The following is a 23208-nucleotide window of genomic DNA, read 5'->3' as shown; positions in this document are numbered from 1 at the left end:
ATAATATGTTATGTATTAACAGCAATGGAATTAGTAGATAAAATTAATTGCTTTTTGTCGTAGAAGTTTTTTTGATGGTAGTTGAATTAAGTATTAATATTAAAACTAGAGATGAGGGATAGAGGTAAAAAGGTTTTAATCAGGGGGATTAAGAAAATGGGCGGAGTAGGAAAAAAGATTGCATTTGAAAATGTTTTTTATTTAATAACTAAATTGTATTAAGTAGGTGCAGTAATAATATCTCTACTTGGTACAGGTGGTGATTTCAGTCTCTTGGATTTTGTAGATATATTAGTACTTATTAAAGATGCTGGGGGACATTACGTAGCAAAGAAAGCTGGTGAAGCGGCAACATGTTTAGTTGAGAATTCGCAAACGAAATATGTAAGAATTAATAACGGAACATATTTTAATGCAGGTATTACTGGAAAATGGTCTGTTTTACTAGGTCCAGAAGAAGGAAAGTATAAGGCTAGATCATATGTAAAATCTGCTGATTATGACAAGAGCAATGACTATTTCTTAGATAGGGCATTGGAAAGTTTTATATAAAACTAGAACCTAAAATATTTTCAAAGATGCTACTCTTAAAGTGGATGAAAATGAAATAATTGTAGTAAAGATTGTAAGAGAGAAAGACTTACACATGTCAATTTTAAATATGAAACGGTTATATACAATGGAATTTGTTAAAGATGATAAAGTTATCAGAACAATTAAGGTAATGACACCAAGAACTCAAAGAAAAGTTAAATTGATTAATAAAAAAAGAAAAGAAGACCTAGATTATGATGAATGGCAAACATTAGATGGAAAGTATGTAGTTTTAATGGACAAGCATAGATATATTTCATTTGGGGATATGTTCTTCAGTGAATTAGGTAGGCTTATTAAATAAAGTAAGATTTAGAAAAATCTATTGTGTGGTCTGGTTTTAGTTATTTATAGTTTAGTATTAGATTAACTTTCTTTCAATGTATATTATAAAATATAAAGACATGCTTTTAGATGATTATATGGGCAATAAGCCAATAAATTAATTTCAAAGGAAGCAATGGTTACCATTATAGGTAACCTATTGCTTTTCGTTGTTTAAATTTTTAATATATTATTTTTTTATATAATGTAGAAATCATCAATTTCACTGGAGGATTGAAGTATGATAATTCATGAAATAATTAGATTGATTACAAAATTAAATTTAAAAGTAGATGGAGTAGCTATTGTATTAGTAGCTATAGCTTGTTATATATTTTATAGAAAATCTAAGAGAACTAGAATATTAATAGAAGAGAAAAATCTATTGAAAAAACAAATGCTTGTAATTTTTATTACCTTTTCTTATATAATTCTAATTTTTGATGTTACTCTTTTAAATAGAGGAATATACGTTGATAAACATGCTAATTTTAATTTGTTTAGTTCCTATAGACAGATCTGTGATACTTTCAATAAATCAAGTCTGCAGCATATAATATTAAATATATTAATGACTGTACCATTAGGGATACTGTTGCCACTTCTACATAATAAGTTTTATAAAGTAAAATGGACAATGGCAGCAGGTATAATATTTATATTAGCAATTGAATTTACACAATTAAAAACAAATTCGGGAGTTTTTGATGTAGATGACATTTTTAATAACAGTATTGGAATATTGATAGGGTATTGTACTATAATGTCAGTTTTGAATATAAGAAAGGGACAAAAAAACCGATTTTCAAAAGCATTAAAATATACACTTCCGCTTTTCATTATGACAATTATATTTGCAGGAATGGTTATATATTACAATACTAAGGAGTTTGGCATTTTAAAATTACCAGGGTACATAAAAATGAATACTAAAAATGTAGATATTAAGTTTGAAACTGGATTAGACAGTGGGGAATACATGATTCCTATATACAAAGCTCCTGATTTTAATAGTAATAAAACAAAAATCTTTGCTGAAAGTTTTTTTAAAAATATAAACACTGAGGGTATAGAGTTAGAAGAAGATTTATATACTAATTTAGTTTATTATTGGTTAAAGACTAACAATAATAACTATGTATTGATGATAAAATTTTTAGATGGAAGCTATGATTATACAAATTTTTTAAAGCATGAGGAAACTGAATATATAAATATGGATGAAAAGATATTGCTAGAAGAATTAAGTTATTTTAATATAAAAATTCCGGAAGGAGCAATATTTAGCTCACAAAATGACAACACCTATACATGGAAAATAGACAAGCACATATATGGAGATTTATTAACGGATGGACAGCTGGAGTGTATATGTTATGATGATGGAACAATCGAAACAATCAAAAATAATATAATTACTTATACCAAGGTAAAAGATGTTCTTATTATAAGTGAGAAAGAGGCAGCTGAGAAAATACTGAAAGGAAATGCATGGATATTCTTTTCAGCTGAGGAGATTAATTCCATTAAGGTTTTGGATGTGTATATGGACTATAAATTGGATTCAAAGGGATTCTACCGACCAGTATATATTTTTAATTGTAAAGGTGATGGACAGAAATTTGAAATTGTTGTAGACATATTGAAATAAGGATATTCTTTTCAGCTATGTAAATCTAAAACTCATGAATCTGGAATATGAAATAAAATAAATATATTTTCTGGTAATTTCTTTGAAGTAGAAGGATTAATAAGATGAAAAAGATATATCATTATATTTGTATTATTAGCAGTAACGATTTTAAGAATATTTTTCATATAGTTTAGCCTAGGCTGAGAGTATAATTTAAATAGTAAGTAATTATAAATATTTCAATATATAACTAAATTAATTCCATAATTATATATAGTTACACATTTCACTGTATATGTTTGTATAATAGTATCATAATTAGATATGTAAAAGTTAAAGGAGGATTATTTTGTGAAAAAGAACATTTCTAAAATTTTAATAATTATTATCTTTATAAGTATATGTTCAATTCTTTATACAAAAAGGGTGAAAACAGATATTGTTGACATAAGAGGAAATAATGATTTTTGGAAAGCATCTCTAAACATAAATCCAAGGTATAATTGTGAATTAGTAATTTCACCAGCTACAGATGAATTTGAACTGCCTTCTGAAATAAATGTTGATGTTTTAGTGAAGAATAAAAGTATATATACTGATAAGTTAAGAATAATAAAAAACAAGAATTTTTCAAAATTTGGTGTATATAAGTCTACTTTTGACTCAAATAAATATTTAGAAAGAAACTACAAAGATGTATATGTAGTTATAAACTTTAATGATGAAACTAGCGAAATTCCATTAACATTAATAAAATATCCTTAGAAGACTATATATAAACTAGGGATATAAGAAATGATTATCTTTTATTCTTAATTTAATTAAAGTATAATAGGTAAAAATTTCCCCATATAAGTTTTTTAAAATCTTTTATTAACTACTAATATTTTAATATAAGAGAAAACCTTCTTTATATCTTTCTAGTTTGCAAAATTCATGATGTAAAATTATAATATCTATAACCTAGTTTAGTATTAGATTAACTTTCTTTCAATTCATATTATAAAATATAAAGATATGCTTTTAGATGTTGAATTTGGAAATCCCTTAAGATATTTTCCAGTAGAAGAGTTATTTAATTATTTGGCATATACAATTATTTTATAAATAGTTTATGAAACAACTTTTATATTATATGATATTCATTGTATAAATAATTATAATAATATATAATTATTATTAAGTTATAATTGAAATGAGATGAAGGAGGTCTTAGAAAATGACTAACGAGGAATTTCAAAGGATAGTACTTGAGAAATTAGGTAATATTGAAGACAGGATAGGTGGTCTTGAAGAGGGTCAGATGAATCTTAAAGAGAGGCAGATGAATCTTGAAAAGGGTCAGATGAATCTTGAAAAAGGTCAAGAGGAAATTAGAAGAGATCAAGAACAAATTAGAAGAGACCAAGAAGAAATCAAGAGAGATATAAAAGCTATAATTGAGCAAACAGCTGAACTAACTGAATTTAGATATGAAATTAATGATAAAATAGATAAATTAGCAGAGGAATTTTATACGATGGAAATAGTCACATCAAAGAATTGGAACGACATAGCAAAGTTAAAAGCAGCTAGATAATACTAAGAACTCATTGGAGTTCTTTTTTTGCCTCTGTTATATAATTATAATATAAAAATAATTTTTACAAATATAAGGATATTATGATTTCAGGAATTTAATATATAAGATGGAAGTAGATTTGTGGATATAAATAATACAGAATGGGATTTATGAATTACATGTAAAATGTAAGAAATCTTAAATAAAGAAGATATATAATATTATTCCACAAACAAGTAAGTCATTGGAATTATGGGTTTGTATACACTAAATAAATTACTATTAGCAATAAACTTAATAACAATTGTGAAACGATTAAAGGAACTATGATTATTGGATGAAGTAGCAAAGGATTTAAGGGTTCATTTCCTTTATTAGGAGTAGACAAGCAATGAAACTTATCTATTAGTATGAGAGGGGTGAAATATTAATGAAAAAAATAAAAAAATAGGTTTTTCTTTAATTATTTTTCTTATAGCTATAATAATAGGGAAAATATATGCAATATATTCACAAATGAACAGAATTGAGTCCTTATTATTGTTGATATTTGCTGTGAATTGTATGATTTTACTTTTGTTAGCTGTTGATGGATAATAAAGAATAGAATTCATTTTGAAACTATTTAATATTTAATAAATAAGATATAAAAACCTAAACTAGGATTGTTGAAAGAAATTAAGAACTTTAATTCAAAAGAAATATAGCAAGGTTATAAGCCATGTAGCACCATACTTATTTATAATACCTTTTATTATACTAAGACCATATCCAGAAGAGATATAATGGTTTTTGTTAAAATAAAAATTTTTAACAGGAGCATAACTATTTTTAATCTTATAACATAAGAAGTTTCCATCTGGATATAACTCTAAATAAATATATTTATTTCCCACTATAATTTAGACAAGTTCCTATTGCATTATCTATAGTATTAAACGATATGGAACTTAAGTCCATATCATCAATGTCTATTTCAAGAAGAACTATTTCTTTTATATCAAAGCATATATCTTTCATAGTTCTTTCTGAATATTTATTGTTTAATATTATTAAGTATCCCATTCAATTTAATCCAAGCTTTAGCAATAAATCAATTATATCTGTTATACTTATTGTAAATTAATCATTGATAGTAGCTATTTGATGATAATGGAATTAAAAATGCTACTGTTTCTAATATTTCTACTATATTAATTGCTATATTTACGCTAAGGGTACTGCTACTATGTATAGTGATTGGGATAGTAAGCGAATTACATGATACTAATCTTAAGAGGTTTTATTATAATGGTCGTCGATATAGAAATTATAAAGGAGATAGGGGTAGAGAATCTATATGGGCATCTGAATATATAGATAATATGGTAGATGAATTTGATTTTTATTGGGACGATTATGATTTGTAATTTATAATAAACAGACAGTGGCTTTATATAAAGCCACTGTTTGTTTATTATAAAAGGTTTATTTATCTTTAAAATTAAAATATATAAAAATTTAAATTTAAAGATAAGGTGAATAATTTTTCAAGAAAAATTTTGATTAAGAAAATTTTAGGCTAGGATGTATTTAATTTTTTAAATAATCTGTCATATAATCTATACATAATGCAATAAGTCTAAAGAAAAAAAGGTAGACTAAGAAATATTTGTTTCCAGAAAGATTATAGACATAAACAAGTAAAGCTATCATTAAAATGTTAATAAAATTTAATTCTAATCTTTTCGTAAAAAAATCTTTTACAAAATTCTTCATAAATACCTCCTTTATTTTGTACCAAATTCTATAATTATTATAACAAACAAAACTAAAGACCATTTAAATTTGGACTAAGTGGTTATTTCTTGGACTGATTGGTTATTTAAATGAAGAACAATAGTAACTGAATACTCTTTATCATCTTTATTTATATCCATGTATCCATCATACTTATTTACAATATCTTTTATTATACTAAGCCCATATCCAGAAGAAATATATTGTTTTTTGTTAAAGTAAAAATTTTTAACAGAGGTATTTTTAATAGGAGTATATGTGTTTTTAATTTTATAGCATAAGAAGTTTCCATCTGGATATAACTCTAAATAAATATATTTATTCTTCCCACTATAATTTAGACAAGCTTCTATTGCATTATCTATAGTATTAAACAATATAGAACTTAAGTCCATATCATCAATGTCTATTTCAGGAGGAGCTATTGCTTTTATATCAAAGTCTATACCTTTCATAATACCTTCTGAATACTTATCATTCAATATTATATCTATTAATTTATTTCCAGTATTTATGGTATTGGGAATTGATTTAAGTCTATTTTTTATTGAATTAATATATTCAATATCAGTATTATTTTCTATTTTGTTCATTTTTTCTAAGATTTTAATATGGTTTCCTATATCATGCCATATTTTAGCTAAAGAGTCATTTCTCAGTTCAGCATTAGCTATAAACTTTTCGTATGACTTATCATAAATTTTTTTAGTAGTTTCTTTTTGTAAATCAATATAAAAATCGTTTGCATAAAAATAAATTATCAAGATGCCTATGCTAGTAAATAAGGTAAATAAACAAACAAGAAATAAAATAAATTGAATACTTTTAGAATGCGAATTTAAATTAGAATAAAATAATAAAACCATTGAGATTATGGATAATGATAAAATTAATGTAATAATATAATTTAAGATTACTGGAAGTATAATTTTATTATTAGCAAATTTTCTTTTAACTAATGAAAGAATTAATATAGCTAGAAACTTACTAATTATTCCTAAGAAGAAAAAAGAATAATTGTACTTTCCAATATTATCTATATTTATTTGCAAAATATTTGAGGCTAGCAAAGTAATCAATAATTCAGATATAATTAATACAAAATAATATAATACAATAACTAAAATTCGTTGATAAGACTTAAGTTCATATAAAAATGTTGTTAAAAATAGTAGTATAGATATAAGAAGTATTTTAATATACGGGGTAATTCCAAATTGAGTAAATAAGGACGTAATAATAGATATTATGATAACTATAAGACTATCAATAATATGGTAATTTTCTTTATGATTTCTAAATTTAGATAATATACTTATAAAAAGTATATTATCTATTATAGAAAATAAAAAACTCAATATAATATTTGGTTTTGTCATGATTATCACTCTCTTTTAGATGAAATATATTTATAGAACTCTTCTTTAAATCCATTGAGTCTTCTTCTTGCTATATAAACTATATCTCCATTAGAAAGGATAATTTTATTATCTATAAAGTCCTTTACATGATTGAGATTAACCATAATCCCTCGATATACTTCATAAAAATGTTTTTTTGTTAAATCGAATGAAATATCTTTTAAGGAACGATAGGTTGAAGTATATAGATTTTCTTTAGTATGTATAATTAATTGTCTATTTAATATTTCAAGATATAAAACATCATAGAGTCTAAAATAAACATTATCTTCCCCTATGGGAAAGGCATATTTTTCAGTTAAATAGTCAAGCTTTTTTATTAATGAATCAAGAATTAAATTAATTTCCTTTTGAAAATGACTTTTTCTAATAAAATGAAAAATTGTTAAATCTAAAGCTTCATATACTTTTTCATCTAGATATGTGATAAATATAAATATGGTATCATCATATAATTCCCTAATTTTTCGTGCTACTTCTATTCCATTTAACTTTGGTAGCTCTATATCAAAAAATATAATATCATACCTTTCCTTTGCATTTAGAATACCTTCAAGAGTGTCTTCTCCCGAATAAAAGCAATTTATTTCAGATTCTAAATTGTACTGAGTAAATTTTCTTTCAATAATTGACTTCAATTCTAATGAAAAAATTTTATTATCTTCACAAATCCCAATTTTGAACATAACTATCCTCCTAAAAACCGTTCAGCCCAAAAAAAGACCACTTACTCCAAGTTTTAACTATTTAAAATCTCACCTGCTATTATTATTATAAGGGAAAGAGTATGGGATAAGCAATGCAAAAAGGATATATGGCTTATTATCTTAGTTCTAACAGTAATGGGATTAATGGATGAAATTTAATCACTTCTTTTCCATTAGCAGTTCTTTGATGATATTAAAACTAAAGGGGAGGATAGGGGAAATATAGATATGTAAAGAATTAAATATACTTAGGTAGCTTATAAGTTAGGGATAATCATATTATATGAGGAGATGATTTAATGGAAAAGCTTATGATAAAACCAAATGTATTGAAAAAAAGCTATTATAATTTTTTTATACCTAAAGAGGACGGCACATATTTAGTTTATAATTCTCTTTCTGGTGCAGTAATTTATATTTATTCAGAAATAAATGTGAGAAAATTGAGAGAGATAATGGAAAAAGATACAATTATTTATGATAACTCTGATGAGATGATATTGACTTTTTATGAAAAAGGGATTCTAGTTCCTAAAGATAGAAGAGAATATGAATTTGCCAGGTATTGTTATGAAAGGGATGTTGTAAGAGATACTACCTTAGTACTGACTTTAATTGTAACAAGGCAATGTAATCTCAGATGTATTTATTGCTATGAAGAACATGAGAATAAAGCTATGACAGAAGAACTTTATAACAGTATATTGAAGTATATAGATAATTCTCTAAGAAATAAATTATATACAGGTGTTGCTATATCACTTTTTGGTGGAGAACCATTTGTAGAATATGATAAAGTTGTAACCTTTTTAGGAAAAGTAAAATCATTATGTGAAGAGTATGGAGTTCCTTATAGTGCAAGTGCAACAACAAATGGTGCGCTGATATATCCAGAAAGGTTTGAAGTTCTTTCTTCTTTAAACTGTAGATATTATCAAATTACAGTAGATGGATTTAAAGAAACTCATGATAAGTATAGGGCTAGTGCTGATGATAGAGGTAGTTGGGATAGGATAATGGAAAATTTGAAATATATGGCTAGCACGGATTATAATTTTAAAGTAACAATACGCACTAATTTTAATGATGAAGTATTTTTACGGGCAGAAGAATTTTATAAATATATAAAAGAAAATTTTGATAATAGGTTTAGTATATATTATGAAGGTATAAAAAGACTTGGTGGCTGTAATGATGATAAATTAGACATACTAGATAAATTAGATGTTGCCAAATCCTCTGTAAATATTGCTAAAGTAATAAAACAGTTAAACATAAACAATGATGTGGTGGATGTTATGACACGACCTTATAGTAGGGTATGTTATGCTTCTAAACACAATAATTTGATAATTGATTATGATGGTTCGATTTTAAAATGTACCTTATCATTAGATGATGATCTTAATAAAATTGGATACATATCAGAAGATGGTTCAATGAATTTAGCTGAAGATAAACATTCTAGGTGGGTTAGTAATAAGGTTGACTTGCAAGATGAGTGCAAGGAGTGTAGGGTATTACCAATTTGTTTTGGCGGTAGATGTGTAAATGGACGCGTTCATGGGGAAAAATATTTTTGTGATCCCAAAATTGAAGAAAGCGAATTAGAAAATCTAATAAGTACTTATAGGTAATATGCTTAAATTCTTTGGTTTTAAGCACATGAATATAGAATAATAAATAATATATTAATGTGGAGGTGATAATGTGGATATAATTAGAGATGAAAAAAATAATGGTATATCAATTATGGCTAGTGGGGCAGGTTGTGGCTGCGGATGTGGATGTGGTTGCGGTTGTGGGGCTAAAGCATAATTCAAAGTATGTAATTTTTAAGGAATTGATTAGTATTTATTAATATGAAGATTGTATATAAAGATATCGAGATTTTAAAAATATAAATATATTTAATTATGAATATAGCAATCTAGTTTGTTGAAGACAATATTTTATTAATTCATGGGCTTAAAATATATTAATAATATATTTTAGAAAAGAGGTGATATTCCATGGAGATAGTTAGAAATTCATGCTTTAATGGTAATGATAATCCTGGTATGGGTTGTGGCTGTGGTTGCCAAAATGGTTATGGCTGTGGCTGTACAGGCTTTCTGCCAGGGAATGGCGGGGATTATCCTGGCTATGGTTGTGGTTGTAATTGTTCTGGTGAAGGTGGCGGTAATACCTGCCCTCCAAATGGAATGGGCTGTGGCTGCGGCTGCGGATTGACTGCAAATTAGTTAAATATCAGTTGGCTGGTACTTAAATTGTTATTTATTTAAATACCAGCCCCTTGATGTTTATATTATCAATAAAAAAGGAGCTTATATGGACTCTAAAAAAAATTATAAAAACAATATAAAGAATAATTTTTATTTTTTCAAGTACGTTTTTGAGTTTAGTAAATCCTATGTCATATCCCAAGGAATAATTTCAATTATAGAAGGTTTAATTCCATTAATATATATAATAATACCAAAACTAATAATTGATGGATTAATTAACCGTAAGAATTTTAGTGAAATAGTAAACTATATTTTAATTTATATTTTAATTCAATTGACAGCATCACTAATTACTGCGATTTTGACTGAAAAGTATGTGAATCTTAATGGACACCTTTATGCAATGCATTTTTTATTAATTATTAATAAAAAGGTCGTATCATTAGATATGGCACAATTAGACTTACCGGAAACTCATCAAAAATTAGCTTTAGCCCAAGATATAATCTATAAAGGAATAGGTATCAATTTAATAAATAGTTTATTTCATTCTTTATCAAGTATAGTATTAATTATATCTACTACCATTATAATAATCTCTGCAGATATTAATTTAATTTTCGTTATAATACTTTTTTCATTTTTTTCTGTTTATCTAAATTTAAAATCGGAGAATTGGAAAATCTCACAAAGAGATGAAAATATATATTTAACACGTATTCTTAACTATTATATAAGGATTATGGGGGAGAGTAGTTCTGCAAAAGAAATGAAGATGTTTGGATTTGTTGACTGGATTATGAACAAATATTTGACTACTCTAAGCTTTTTAAGAATTAGATTGAAAAAATTATACAATACTAGTATGAATATTAAAATAGTAAGTATAATAGGAGAAAATTTAAAAAGTAACGGCATTTATTTATATTTAGCATGGAAAACTTTTATTGGCAATATAACTGTGGGACAATTTTCTCAATATTTTACTGCTACAAGTCAGCTTTCAAATGCTATATTAAACTTTGTAGGATTTATAACTCAATTAAATATAAATGGAAAGTATATAGAATCTTTTAGAGAATTTATGGAGTTAGAAAGTGATATTAAGAGAAATAATGATATCTTATTAAAAAATGGAGAAATAAAAACAATAGAGAGTATATTAAAAGGTGATGATTTAACAATACGTTTAGAGAATGTATATTTTGCCTATCCAGGAACGGATAAATATGTTCTGGAAAATATAAATTATGTTTTTGAATATGGTAAAGTCTACGTTATTGTTGGAGAAAATGGAGCAGGAAAGAGTACCTTAATTAATTTAATAAGCGGATTATATGAACCAACTTCAGGAACTATATACTTGAATGATATTCCAATAAATCAAATAGATTATATGGATTATAGAAATATATTTAGCATAGTTTTTCAAGATTTTAAATACTTTTCTTTTACAATTGCTGAGAATATAGGTTTAAATAAATCCAATGATAGTAATGAATTTAAGATTGCTTCATATCTTCAAGAAGTTGGATTAGGTGGTAAGATTAAAACTTTACCTAAAGGCATACATACAAATCTTGATAAGATTTTTTATGAAGACGGAGTAATTCTTTCAGGAGGAGAAAATCAAAAGCTTGCATTGGCTAGGGCTTTGTTTAGAGAAACACCAGTAATAATGCTGGACGAGCCGTCATCTGCATTAGACCCAATATCTGAAGATGATTTATTAAGCAAATTCAAGAATTTAGCTGCGGATAAACTTGTTATTTATATTTCTCATAGAATGACTTGTGCATCAACTGCTGATCAAATTATTTTTATAAAGAATAAGACTATATTTGAACAGGGCTCTCATAGAGAACTTATAGATAAAAATGGAGATTATGCCAAATATTATCAAACTCAGGCGAAATACTATGTTTAAAATGAAGACATCTCTAATTCCTATGATATGAGTAATTACTTGGCTGGCTTGGTGGAAAAAGGAAACCACAACATCTACCTGTATTATTACCCCATGGGAATAGTGATATATATTATATGAGAGGAGGAATCAGATTATGGAAATTTTAAGAGATGAAAGAAATATAAGAGATTTAATAGTTGCAGGCTGTGGTGCAGGTTGTGTACAAGGATGTTCCTGCGGACGTGGTTGTAGTTCTGGGAGTGGCTGTGGATGTGGTTGTGGTTGTAATTGTGGTGGAGTACCATGTTTAGTTGAATAACTGATTATCGAGGGTTAAACAGCCCTCTTTTTTTCTAATATATTTTCTAATATAAGCAGATGTATATATGAGTACTCATATGGAGTTATGTATGTACCTTATTTTATTCATAACTATATTGAGAATATCACTCTTAAATAACCGTTCAATCCAAAAAAAGACCACTTACTCCAAGTTTTAACTATTTAAAAATTTACTTGCTATAATTATTGTAAGAGAAAGGGGTTAGGATTGAAAGTGATAAATCAGTTTATTAGATATTGTTTTTCACAATCCACAATGGATGAAGATGAAGCTGAAATAATATTTTATGGAATGAAAATAATAGGAACTAGTATCTTAACATCTCTAATTGTTATATTGATTGGAATTATTATGGGACAAGCAGTGTCTGCTGTTATTTACTTAGGTACACTGATTTTACTTAGGAGAAATGTTGGAGGCTATCATAGTAAGACATATTTAGGATGTTTATTTATTACAAGTTTAAATTTTATGATTATAGTTTTTTTAGAAAAATGGTTAAGTAATAATTTAAAAGAAATTATAGGAATAATATTTATTATTTATGCTACTATAAAAATTTATCTATCTAAACCTATAGTACATAAAAATAGAATTGTAAATCAAGAGATTATAAATAAAAGCAATACGAAAAAGGATGAATGGTTAAGTGTTATCTTGGCTTTAGCGACCATATGCCATATATTAACAGTACTAGGCTTAGTAAATGAAATTAATTACTTCTTTGCCATTAGTAGTTCTTTAATGATAGTGGCATTAAGTATTAATAATAAAACTAAAGGGGAGGAAGATGGGTATGAAGAAAGTTTTAAGTAAGGGAATAGAAAAAATGGGGAAGGTGGCAAAAAAAATTGCAGAGGAATCCCCAAATACAATTTCTACCTTTTTATATTATGAACCTAAGGCACCTAAGGCTCTAAAGAAATAAGACAAGAGTTTTGGAAAGATTACTTTTTAATATCAAACATAATTAATTTCTACAGATTTGCATTAACAATATAACAAAGGTTAATAATTTGACTTTTTCAATGAAAACCTAGTAGCCAGATTATTTAATCTGTTCAAATCCATTAAATCGAAAAACACTGGCTTTCAGAACTAATCTGAAAATCAGTGTTTTTAATTTTTATTTTATTATTAAGATGCAATTGTTAAAGTGGTGATTTTTTAAAGTTATATATCCTATATTATAATATTTTTTATTAATGGCATTGAGGTTCTCAAGCATTATATTTAATTAATATAAAAACGGATCTAAAATTAATATCTTTTGAACTCATATTAAATAACTTCTAACAATGTAGAATGAACTTAAAGATAAAATATTGTTTCTTCCTATTCTATTGATTTAGCAAAAAAGAGGTGTATGTTTTGGATCGTATCAATGAAAATTTGAGATATATTTTTGTATTATTTATTATCTTATTCATATGGATGTCTATTATATATAAAGCTAGTAGTAAATATTTATTTTCAACTCCTCCCATAAAATATGAAGATGTAGCTTTGGATATTGAATTAAAAGAGGGGAGATCTATAGAAATAAAGGAATCTATTTTTGATGATCATGATAAAAAATACCTATATGTAGTTTACTCTATAAAGGATTCAAATGAGATCGGGTTAGTTATATATGAAAAAGTATTTATAAATAAGTATATTAGACTTGCAGCAAATAAAGCTTCTCCATATTTATTTAATATTTATTATATCACTGATGCTTGTAAGGATGGGGATCAATTATATATTGTTTATGGGAAAAATAATAATAGGAAAATTTCACATTTTGAATTAGATTTTGGGGATATTGTGAAAGATGAAGATATATCTCAAAAAGATTATTATTTGATTATAAATAGGTTTACAGATAAGAATATGGAATTTCCCAAAACTACTTTTTTTGATAGTAAAAATATTGATATAACTAGATATATTTTAGAAAAACAATAAGTGCTATTTTGTCTCTTATACTCAAAATAGCACTTATTTATGCTTATTTATGTTTCTTTAATAATTCATCTTTAATATTCCATAGTTTCTGAGATAAGTCTACGAAATATCTATGGGGTCTTTCAAATCTTTTGACTTCATCCCACATTAAATCTAATTGTTCTTTGCAGTATGATTTTATTTCATGGATATTTGGATTTTCATAAATACAATGTCCATCTTCAAAGATCTTCACTAATAGTTTCTTAGCATAAAAATTTTCTAAAGTTTTTCTCTTCCATGTATATAAAGGATGGAAGATTTCATAGGGTTTAGTATCATCGATGATTTCGTCATGTAAGGTGATAACATCAGCAATAGCCTTGTTTGTTGCTTTATCAAACAATCTATAAACTTGTTTAAATCCTGGAGTAGTTATTTTGCCTACATTTTCACTAACCTTAATTGTTGGTATAAGTTCCCCGTTTTTTTCTATTGTAGTCAATTTATACACTCCACCAAAAACGGGCTGAGATTTTGCAGTTATAAGTCTTTCGCCAACACCAAAAGAATCAATTTGTGCACCTTGGATTAATAAATCCCTTATAACATATTCATCTAAACTTGATGATGCTACAATCATACAATCAGAAAACCCAGCTTCATCAAGCAGTTTACGGGCTTCTTTAGATAGATAAGCAATATCTCCGCTATCTATTCTAATGCCTTTTGGTCTAAAACCTAATGGTACAATTTCCTCATTAAATACTGTTATTGCATTTGGAATACCTTCTTTTAAGGTATTGTAAGTATCGACTAGAAGAGTACAGTTATCTGGATAAATCTTAGCATATGCTCTAAAAGCATCTAATTCAGTAGGAAACATTTGTACCCAGCTATGGGCCATGGTTCCCAATGCTGGAATATCAAAATCCCTATCCACTATGGTATTGGCAGTTCCGATACACCCGCCAATATAAGCAGCTCTAGCGCCAAGGATAGCACCTTCATAGCCCTGAGCACGTCTAGAACCAAATTCCATTACAGTTCTTCCATTTGCTGCTCTAACTATTCTATTAGCTTTAGTAGCAATTAAACTTTGATGATTTATAGTTAGAAGAACCATGGTCTCTATAAGTTGAGCTTGAACTACAGGTCCTTTTACAATTACTATAGGTTCTTGAGGAAATATGGGAGTACCTTCTGGAATTGCCCATACATCACATTTAAACTTAAAATTTCTTAAATAGTTTAAAAACTTTTCTCCAAAGATTTTTTTGGATTCAAAATATGAAATATCTTCCTCATTGAACTTAAGATTTCTTAGATATTCTATTAATTGTTCAACACCGGCCATAATAGCAAACCCACCATCATCTGGTATGCTCCTAAAAAACATGTCAAAATATCCAATCTGATTTTCCATGTTATTTTCTAGATATCCGTTGGCCATAGTGAATTCATAGAAATCTGCTAACATAGTAAGATTCTTTCTCTCTTTCCAATCTAAGCTTATCATCGGTAGTCTCCTTTTTATATATTGTTACTCTAATTATAGACCTATAGCAAAGAAAGTTCAACAAAGGAAATAAACAAAAAATAAATAGGTAGTCTCTAATATTTCTAGAAACTACCTATTATTTAAAATAAAACTTTTTACAACCCTTCCAACCCAATGGATTTAATCTAACTACTAAATTCAATCTTCTGATACACTCCTTACGTTGATTTAATGAGGGTTTAAAAGGTTTCAACATTTACTACACAGAATACTTTTCTTAATTATACTACTAACTAACTATTGTCTTTCCTAATCCTTACTAATAAAACAAACTACTAAATTTTTTAAATCTTTAGGCTGGAAAAGTTAAAGTTTTATTTGAATTAATTATATATCACTTTAGCAAGTTAGTCAAGTGAAATCTTAAAAGTTTACAATAAATTATATTAGTTTTTTAACAACTTCATTCCCTTATCTGTTAAACTAATAGTCTTTATTGGTACTGCATTACAAAAAGCTTTCATTGAGCATCCACTGCATTTTGTTTCACAAGTAGGGGAACCCATATCCTCTATAATGTATTCCATTCTAGATAATTCTTTTACTGCATCCTCAACTAAAGTTTCAGATATATTTAATTTTTTTGCTATCAAAGAAATAGAGAATACCTTAGCATTAGATATTTCATTTAAGACGTCTTTAAGCATTAAATTCCCTCCTAAAAACCTAATAATCTACCAACTTGGTAAACAAGGACAGAGGATATCCAACCTATTATAAAAGGATAAACTGTCATAAATACTGCCCATTTAGTAGAATTAGTTTCTTTTTTTACAGTGCCTATTACTGCGGCACAAGGTGTGTATAAAAGTACCATTACCATAAATGATATAGCAGTAAGTGGAGTAAATACATTTTGTAGAGCACTAACTAGCTGAGAGCCTTCAGATACACCAGCATAAACCATGCCTAGAACAGCTACCACAGCTTCCTTAGCTGCTATACCTGCGAATAAACTAACGGTAGCTTGCCAAGTACCAAATCCGGCAGGTATAAATATAGGAGCTAAAATAGTACCTATTCTACCTAAAATACTTTCTTGACTATAGGGTTCCACTCCAAATGGTAATACAGATAAAACCCAAAGTAGAGAGACTACAACAAATATAATGGTTCCAGCTCTATACAAGAAATCCCATACCTTATCCCACATATCCCTTATAACGTATCTGAATATAGGTAATCTATAAGGAGGTAATTCCATAATAAAATGTGAAGATTCACCTTTAAATAATGTTTTTGAAAATATTTTACCAATTAATAAAGCCATTATAATACCTAGGGTATAAAGAGAAAACAATACTATTCCACCGTGTTTAGGGAAAAATGCAGCAATAAACACTAAATAAATAGGTAACCTTGCTCCGCAGGACATAAATGGATTAATAAGGATGGCAATCATTTTATCTTTTTTATTATCTAAGGTTCTAGCAGACATTATTCCAGGGACATTGCAGCCAAAACCTACTATCATGGAAATAAAAGTCTTACCATGAAGACCAAGGGCTCTCATCAAGCCGTCCATTACATAAGCAGCTCGAGCCATATAACCTGTATCCTCTAATATACCTATGAAAAAATATAATACTGTAATAAGAGGAACAAATTCAAATACAGCACCAACTCCTGCAAAGATACCTTGAGAAATAAAAGATTGCACCCATTCTGGAGCATTTATCATAATTAATAGATTAACTACATATTCTCCAATGATTTCTACAATAGTTGCTACATATCCACCAAGGATATCTTGACCAAGAATAAATGTAAGCTGAAATATGGCAAACATAATTAAAGCAAATATAGGAAGCCCTAAATATTTATGAGTAATGATCTTATCTATTTTATCAGTCCGAGTTTCTACTATATCAGATGGTTTTTTCACAGTCTTATTTACAATTGTACCTATAAAGTCATATCTTTTATCTACGATTTGTAATTCATATTCTGTGGCTTTTTCTCCTAATGATATCACTCTTTCTTTAATAGGTGCAGTGCCTTTATTCTCTATAAGTCTATAGACTTCTTTATCACCTTCTAATAGCTTTATGGCTACCCATTTACCAGGATATTCTAAATCAGAATTACTAAGCATGGAGTTTATATCTTCAATTTCTTTATCAATGTCCTCTCCATAACTAAATTTCAAATTAGGATTTTCTTTATTTTCCGCATATTGAATAGATTTTTCTATTAGCATATCTAAACCCTTAGATTTAGAAGCTACAGTAGGGATTATTGGAACCCCTAGCTCTTTAGATAGTTTTTCTAAATCTATTTCAATATTTTTTTGTTTAGCTTCATCCATCATATTAAGTGCTATAATAACCTTTGCACCCATTTCGATTAATTGTGTTGTTAAATATAAATTTCTTTCTATATTGGTAGCATCAACTACATTAATTACAATATCTGGATTTCCTTTAAGTATATAGTCACGAGCAACTACTTCATCTTCTGAATAAGCTCCAAGGCTATAAGTTCCCGGCAAATCGACGACATTATAGTGATTTCCTTTATATTTAAATTTTCCTTCTTTTTTTTCAACAGTAACTCCGGGCCAATTGCCAACATGCTGATTGGAACCAGTTAGAGCATTGAACAATGTAGTTTTTCCACTATTAGGATTACCTACAAGAGCAATGGTATTCAAAAAAATTCCCCCTTTATAAATGATAGCCATTATCAACTAATAGCAAAAAATTAACGCTCAACTATAATATGACAGGCTAACCCGCGACCTAGAGCCAATTTATTACCGGATAAACTAATGATTAGAGGACCAAAATCATTTTTTATAACTTTAACATAGGCATTTTTATGGAGACCAAGCTCATATAACCTTTTTTTAGCCTTGCAGCATCCTGAAATTTCCTTAATTCTTCCACATTCATTAGGCTTTAAAGAAACTAAAGATAAAGTGCTCATAAATATCATCCTTCCATTTTATACAAAATAAGCCATAATGATAACGATTATCAACGTTATAAGTATAATATATTTCTCAGATAAATGCAATAAATTTATTATAGACAGGCAACTTATATATAAGCTACTTGTCTATTATTTCAGGAACCTATATTTCCAGTTCTTTGAGTTTTCTATATAAAGTTCTAATACTAATTCCTAATTCTTTTGATGCTTTTTGTTTTCCTTCTAAATCCCAACCGTGTTTATTTAGGACATTTATAATTAAATCTGCTTCTTTCTGTGCAATTAGCTCTTTGAAATCGTTTTTTCCATTAGCTTTTTTTCTTATTCTATGGGGAAGGCTTTCAATCTGAATAATTTCTGTATCTTCCATATTAATTGCATATTCTATAGTGTTTTCAAGTTCTCTTACATTTCCTGGCCATGAATATGATTTCATAAGTTCCAAGGCTTCTTTGGAAATATTATTAATGTTTTTCATTAGTTTTCTATTATATTTTTCTATAAAATGGGTTGAGAGTATGTCTATATCCGATAATCTTTGATTTAATGGAGGCAAATAAATAGGTATAACATTTAATCTATAGAATAAATCAGCTCTAAATTTATTTTCATTTACCATTGACTCTAAATCTTGATTAGTAGCTGCTATTATTCTAATATCCACTGGGATATTTGTGATACTACCTAATCTTTGTATAGCATTTTCTTGAAGAACTCTAAGCAATTTGGCTTGTAGGTAAATTGGTAATTCACCAATTTCATCTAAAAAGATGGAGCCGCCATTAGCCAATTCAAATAAACCTAATTTACCACCTTTTTTTGCGCCAGTGAAAGCACCTTCCTCATAGCCAAAAAGTTCGGATTCAAAGAGAGAGTCTGGTATATTGGCACAGTTAATTGGAATAAAAGGATTATTAGCTCTGCTGCTTGTATAATGAATAGCCCTTGCTACTATTTCCTTTCCTGTACCTGTATCACCAGTTATTAGAACTGAAGAAGATGAATTAGAGATTTTTTTTATTTTTGATTTGATATTTTCTATTTGATAATTATTGGAGATAATCGCATCTAAATAATCCTCTTTAATAGATGGATTTGAATTGTTTTTATCTTTTTCTAATTTTAAGATATAAGCAACTATGTCTTCTCCTACTTTTAAGGGGTTAGAATATAAGATTCCTTTAAATCCTTCTATAATACAGTATTTTTTCTCTTGTTTTACTTCATTAAATATCCAATTGGTAATATCTTTAGGAAACATAAGGTCGATAGTTTGTGTGTATAAATCGCAATAAGAAAACAGTTCTTCAATACCTTTAGTCCAATGAATTAAAAGACCTTTATTGTCTACTATAAGATAGTTATCTTCTGTTTCTTCAATAATGGTACTAATTATTTCATGTAAGACTTGAGTATCCTTTTTTGAACTTTCATTAAATGCAAACATAGATATTAAATTTGAAATATCTTCTAACATATCTGTATAGATTTGAATATTTTCTTCAATCATATTATGTCCTTCTTGAGAGAATGATGTAAGGCTTACTACACCTATAGGTTCTCCATTTAATTTTATACAGGATAGAATTTCTATAGTTGAAGGACAGTTATTAACAAATCTGCATCCAATACATGATTTCATAAGCCCGGGTTTGTTTACAATTACATTTCCTTGATTTAAAACTTCTTCTATGGATGCTAAATGTACCTTTAGACCTTTCCTTTGTAAATAGACTTGAGTACTACTTACTAGTTCTGCATTGGTATTAAATACTGCATATTCCATTCTGGTTAAATTAGCCATAGTAGATACTATATTAGTTAAGCTGCTTTTTAAGATTTTTAAATTAATCATATCATTCACCAGCCATATCTAGCAATAAAATTGCCATATTTGTCAACGAAGACAAGTAAATTATATCACATTAACTCAATAAAACAATTGAAAAATTTCTAAAAATCTGAAAAAATAGGGAATATGGTAAAAGATATTTTTTATATAACATTTTGGCATGATTAATGCAAAGATATGATGATATAGGTAATATTTGATGAAAATTTATTTGTAAGGGGGAGAATTATGGATAATCCATTAAGTTTAGAGGGTAAAGTAGCAGTTATTTCAGGAGGAGCCTCTGGTATTGGGCTAGGAACAGGAAAATTATTAGCTGAATATGGTGCAAAAGTTATATTGCTTGATGTTAATCAGGAAAAAGGAGATATGGCAGCTAAAGAAATAAGAGATGAGGGTAATTTTGCTATCTTTAAAAAATGTGATGTAACCAATGATGAAAATTGTAAAAATACTATTAAATCAATAGAAGAAGAATTTAGCAGAATTGACATACTATTTAATAATGCAGGTGTTACTGTTAGAAAGACAGTAGTAGATTTAACAGAAAAAGAATGGGACTTTGTAATTGGTGTAGGGCTTAAAGGAACATATTTATTATCTAAATATACAATACCAATTATGGCTAAAAATGGAGGGGGAAGCATAATAAATACCGGTTCAGGCTGGGGACTAAAAGGTGGAGATAAGGCTGCTGTTTATTGTGCTGTAAAGGGTGGAATTGTAAATTTAACTCGAGCAATGGCAATTGACCATGGACCACAAAACATTAGAGTTAATTCTATAAATCCAGGGGATACAGACACAGCTATGCTAAGAGATGAAGGAAAGCAGCTTGGAGAAAAAGAGATAGATGCTTTCCTTGTGGAATCAGCTAAGGGTAGACCCCTAGAAAGATTGGGAACACCATTAGATATTGCAAAAGCAGTACTATTCTTATGCAGTGATTTGTCAACTTGGATTACTGGAGCCGCTTTAGTTGTAGACGGTGGCGGAATTGCATAATAAAATTTAGGAGGTAGAAGTATGACGATACGTGGATTTAAAAATCATCCCTATATTCCAAACTCAGATTCAGAAGTTCAAAGAGAAATGCTAGAAAAAATAGGTTTAAAATCTTTAGATGAATTACATGCTGAAGTACCACAGGAATTAAAATTAAAAAGACCTTTGAACTTGCCAAAACCTTTTGAGTCAGAGTATGAATTAAAAAGGGGTATAGATAAAATTTTAAGGAAGAATATATCATCAAAGGAATATTTAAACTTTCTAGGGGCAGGATGTTGGCAACATTATGTACCAGCAGTTTGTGATGAGATAAATAGCAGATCCGAATTTTTGACCGCTTATGCTGGAGAGCCATATAATGACCATGGTAGATTTCAGACATTGTTTGAATATGAATCCTTACTGGCTGAACTGCTTGACATGGATGTTGTAAATGTGCCCACTTTTGATTGGGCTCAAGGTGCTGCTACATCCCTTAGAATGTCATCTAGAATTACTGAAAGGTCAGAAGCTTTAGTTGTAGGCACTATAAGTGCTGACAGGTTAATGATAATAAAAAATTATTGTGATCCAGGAGTTAAAATTACTTTAATTGATTATGATAAAGAAACGGGAAAAATGGATTTAGAGGATTTAGAAAGAAAGATTTCTGATAATACTGCAGCAGTATATTTTGAAAATCCTTCATATTTAGGATTTATTGAAGATCAAGGAGCTGAAATTTCCAAGATAGCCCATGAAGCAGGTGCAATATCAGTAGTTGGTGTTGACCCAAGTAGTTTAGGAGTTATAGCACCACCATCATCCTATGGCGCAGATATTATATGTGGGGATCTTCAACCTTTAGGAATGCATATGAATTATGGTGGAGGACAATCAGGATTTATTTCTACTAGAGATGAAGAACGATTTGTAATGGAGTATCCATCTAGATTATTCGGTGTAGCTCCAACTATAAAAGAAGGAGAATATGGATTTGGAGATATAGCCTATGAAAGAACCTCCTTTGGGAATTTGAGAGAGAAGGGGAAGGAATACGTAGGTACACAGACTGCTTTACTTGGCATTACGGCAGGAGTTTATTTATCTTTAATGGGACCTAAAGGAATGGCTGAATTAGGACAAAATATTCTCCAAAAATCTTTATATACAATTGAAGAACTATCTAAAATTAAAGGTGTTAAAGGCTCAAGATTTAATAATATAGGGTTTAAAGAATTTGTAGTTGATTTCAATAATACTGGAAAAACCGTAAAAGAGATAAATAAAAAATTACTAGATGAAGGTATATTTGGTGGCAAGGATTTATCTGAAGAATTCCCTGAATTAGGTCAATCGGCTTTATACTGTGTTACTGAAGTTCATTTAAAGGAAGATATTGATACTTTAGTAAATGCTATTAGAAAAATCGTCGAAAGATAATCT

The 23208-nt window shown here is 28.0% G+C and carries 24 protein-coding genes; 15 read left to right on the top strand and 9 right to left on the bottom strand.

The annotated features are described in order from the left end of the window. Positions 1-273 precede the first annotated feature (273 nt). The 5 genes from RT714_RS01465 (at position 274) to RT714_RS01445 (ending at position 4130) form a co-directional block, all read left to right on the top strand. Positions 274-552 carry a hypothetical protein gene (locus RT714_RS01465; RefSeq protein ID WP_313755836.1) on the top strand — a complete coding sequence of 93 codons (279 nt, stop codon included), beginning with the start codon at positions 274-276 and terminating at the stop codon, positions 550-552. A 40-nt stretch (positions 553-592) separates the two neighbouring features. Further along, positions 593-898, top strand: a complete 306-nt coding sequence (locus RT714_RS01460; RefSeq protein WP_132983092.1) for a hypothetical protein — start codon at positions 593-595, stop codon at positions 896-898. Positions 899-1159: 261 nt separating this feature from the next. Beyond that, complete coding sequence (locus RT714_RS01455; protein WP_313755835.1) at positions 1160-2569, top strand: VanZ family protein; 1410 nt, start codon at positions 1160-1162, stop codon at positions 2567-2569. A 333-nt stretch (positions 2570-2902) separates the two neighbouring features. Continuing rightward, on the top strand, positions 2903-3316 hold the full coding sequence (locus RT714_RS01450; protein ID WP_313755834.1) for a hypothetical protein: 414 nt from the start codon (positions 2903-2905) through the stop codon (positions 3314-3316). A gap of 454 nt (positions 3317-3770) precedes the next feature. Beyond that, positions 3771-4130, top strand: a complete 360-nt coding sequence (locus tag RT714_RS01445) for a hypothetical protein (RefSeq protein WP_313755833.1) — start codon at positions 3771-3773, stop codon at positions 4128-4130. A gap of 867 nt (positions 4131-4997) precedes the next feature. Here the strand turns inward: RT714_RS01445 and RT714_RS01440 are convergent. After that, on the bottom strand, positions 4998-5177 hold the full coding sequence (locus RT714_RS01440) for a hypothetical protein (protein WP_313755832.1): 180 nt from the start codon (positions 5175-5177) through the stop codon (positions 4998-5000). A gap of 170 nt (positions 5178-5347) precedes the next feature. On the opposite strand from RT714_RS01440, the gene RT714_RS01435 reads away from it, so the two are divergent. Beyond that, on the top strand, positions 5348-5521 hold the full coding sequence (locus tag RT714_RS01435; protein ID WP_313755831.1) for a hypothetical protein: 174 nt from the start codon (positions 5348-5350) through the stop codon (positions 5519-5521). Positions 5522-5684: 163 nt separating this feature from the next. Here the strand turns inward: RT714_RS01435 and RT714_RS01430 are convergent, their stop codons facing one another. The 3 genes from RT714_RS01430 to RT714_RS01420 form a co-directional block, all read right to left on the bottom strand. Further along, complete coding sequence (locus RT714_RS01430; RefSeq protein WP_313755830.1) at positions 5685-5870, bottom strand: hypothetical protein; 186 nt, start codon at positions 5868-5870, stop codon at positions 5685-5687. Positions 5871-5944: 74 nt separating this feature from the next. Next, on the bottom strand, positions 5945-7270 hold the full coding sequence (locus RT714_RS01425) for a GHKL domain-containing protein (RefSeq protein ID WP_313755829.1): 1326 nt from the start codon (positions 7268-7270) through the stop codon (positions 5945-5947). 5 nt (positions 7271-7275) lie between these two features. Continuing rightward, positions 7276-7998, bottom strand: coding sequence for a LytTR family DNA-binding domain-containing protein (locus RT714_RS01420; protein WP_313755828.1), 723 nt, complete (start codon positions 7996-7998; stop codon positions 7276-7278). A 320-nt stretch (positions 7999-8318) separates the two neighbouring features. Between RT714_RS01420 and RT714_RS01415 the strand changes: the two genes are divergently transcribed. The 7 genes from RT714_RS01415 to RT714_RS01385 all read left to right on the top strand — a co-directional run bounded on the left by RT714_RS01415 (position 8319) and on the right by RT714_RS01385 (position 14449). Continuing rightward, the gene (locus RT714_RS01415) at positions 8319-9656 is read left to right on the top strand and encodes a radical SAM/SPASM domain-containing protein (protein WP_313755827.1); all 1338 of its coding nucleotides are present in this window, start codon (positions 8319-8321) and stop codon (positions 9654-9656) included. 375 nt (positions 9657-10031) lie between these two features. Further along, positions 10032-10262 (top strand): hypothetical protein, encoded by a 231-nt coding sequence (locus tag RT714_RS01410; protein ID WP_313755826.1) that lies wholly within the window; start codon positions 10032-10034, stop codon positions 10260-10262. 88 nt (positions 10263-10350) lie between these two features. Beyond that, positions 10351-12174 carry an ABC transporter ATP-binding protein gene (locus RT714_RS01405; RefSeq protein WP_313755825.1) on the top strand — a complete coding sequence of 608 codons (1824 nt, stop codon included), beginning with the start codon at positions 10351-10353 and terminating at the stop codon, positions 12172-12174. Between the two features lie 136 nt (positions 12175-12310). After that, positions 12311-12475: a hypothetical protein gene (locus RT714_RS01400; protein WP_313233970.1), complete on the top strand. Its 165-nt coding sequence runs from the start codon at positions 12311-12313 to the stop codon at positions 12473-12475. Between the two features lie 237 nt (positions 12476-12712). Further along, positions 12713-13315 (top strand): accessory gene regulator B family protein, encoded by a 603-nt coding sequence (locus RT714_RS01395; RefSeq protein ID WP_313755935.1) that lies wholly within the window; start codon positions 12713-12715, stop codon positions 13313-13315. Then, positions 13296-13427, top strand: a complete 132-nt coding sequence (locus tag RT714_RS01390) for a cyclic lactone autoinducer peptide (protein ID WP_312667257.1) — start codon at positions 13296-13298, stop codon at positions 13425-13427. The genes RT714_RS01395 and RT714_RS01390 overlap by 20 nt, the downstream gene beginning before the upstream one ends. A 443-nt stretch (positions 13428-13870) precedes the next feature. Next, positions 13871-14449 carry a hypothetical protein gene (locus RT714_RS01385; protein ID WP_313755824.1) on the top strand — a complete coding sequence of 193 codons (579 nt, stop codon included), beginning with the start codon at positions 13871-13873 and terminating at the stop codon, positions 14447-14449. A 43-nt stretch (positions 14450-14492) separates the two neighbouring features. Here the strand turns inward: RT714_RS01385 and RT714_RS01380 are convergent, their stop codons facing one another. The 5 genes from RT714_RS01380 to RT714_RS01360 form a co-directional block, all read right to left on the bottom strand. Next, positions 14493-15947 (bottom strand): nicotinate phosphoribosyltransferase, encoded by a 1455-nt coding sequence (locus RT714_RS01380; protein WP_313755823.1) that lies wholly within the window; start codon positions 15945-15947, stop codon positions 14493-14495. 428 nt (positions 15948-16375) lie between these two features. Beyond that, on the bottom strand, positions 16376-16636 hold the full coding sequence (locus tag RT714_RS01375) for a hypothetical protein (RefSeq protein WP_313755822.1): 261 nt from the start codon (positions 16634-16636) through the stop codon (positions 16376-16378). Between the two features lie 11 nt (positions 16637-16647). Next, entirely contained in the window at positions 16648-18642 is a 1995-nt protein-coding gene (gene feoB / locus RT714_RS01370) for a ferrous iron transport protein B (protein ID WP_313755821.1), read from the bottom strand. A gap of 50 nt (positions 18643-18692) precedes the next feature. Continuing rightward, positions 18693-18917 (bottom strand): ferrous iron transport protein A, encoded by a 225-nt coding sequence (locus RT714_RS01365; RefSeq protein ID WP_072975059.1) that lies wholly within the window; start codon positions 18915-18917, stop codon positions 18693-18695. Between the two features lie 148 nt (positions 18918-19065). Beyond that, a complete protein-coding gene (locus RT714_RS01360; RefSeq protein ID WP_313755820.1) occupies positions 19066-20778 on the bottom strand; it encodes a sigma 54-interacting transcriptional regulator in 1713 nt (570 codons plus the stop codon). Positions 20779-21003: 225 nt separating this feature from the next. Here RT714_RS01360 and RT714_RS01355 point away from each other — a divergent pair, with 225 nt between their 5' ends. Next, the gene (locus tag RT714_RS01355; protein ID WP_313755819.1) at positions 21004-21780 is read left to right on the top strand and encodes an SDR family NAD(P)-dependent oxidoreductase; all 777 of its coding nucleotides are present in this window, start codon (positions 21004-21006) and stop codon (positions 21778-21780) included. 21 nt (positions 21781-21801) lie between these two features. Continuing rightward, positions 21802-23205, top strand: coding sequence for an aminomethyl-transferring glycine dehydrogenase subunit GcvPA (gcvPA, locus tag RT714_RS01350; RefSeq protein ID WP_313755818.1), 1404 nt, complete (start codon positions 21802-21804; stop codon positions 23203-23205). The last annotated feature ends 3 nt before the right edge of the window (positions 23206-23208 follow it).

Origin of the sequence: Tissierella sp. (genome assembly GCF_032104385.1) — a bacterium.
Taxonomy (GTDB): domain Bacteria; phylum Bacillota; class Clostridia; order Tissierellales; family Tissierellaceae; genus Tissierella.
The sequence above is the reverse complement of the archived record's forward strand: the minus strand, read 5'-3'. Positions and strand labels throughout refer to the sequence as shown.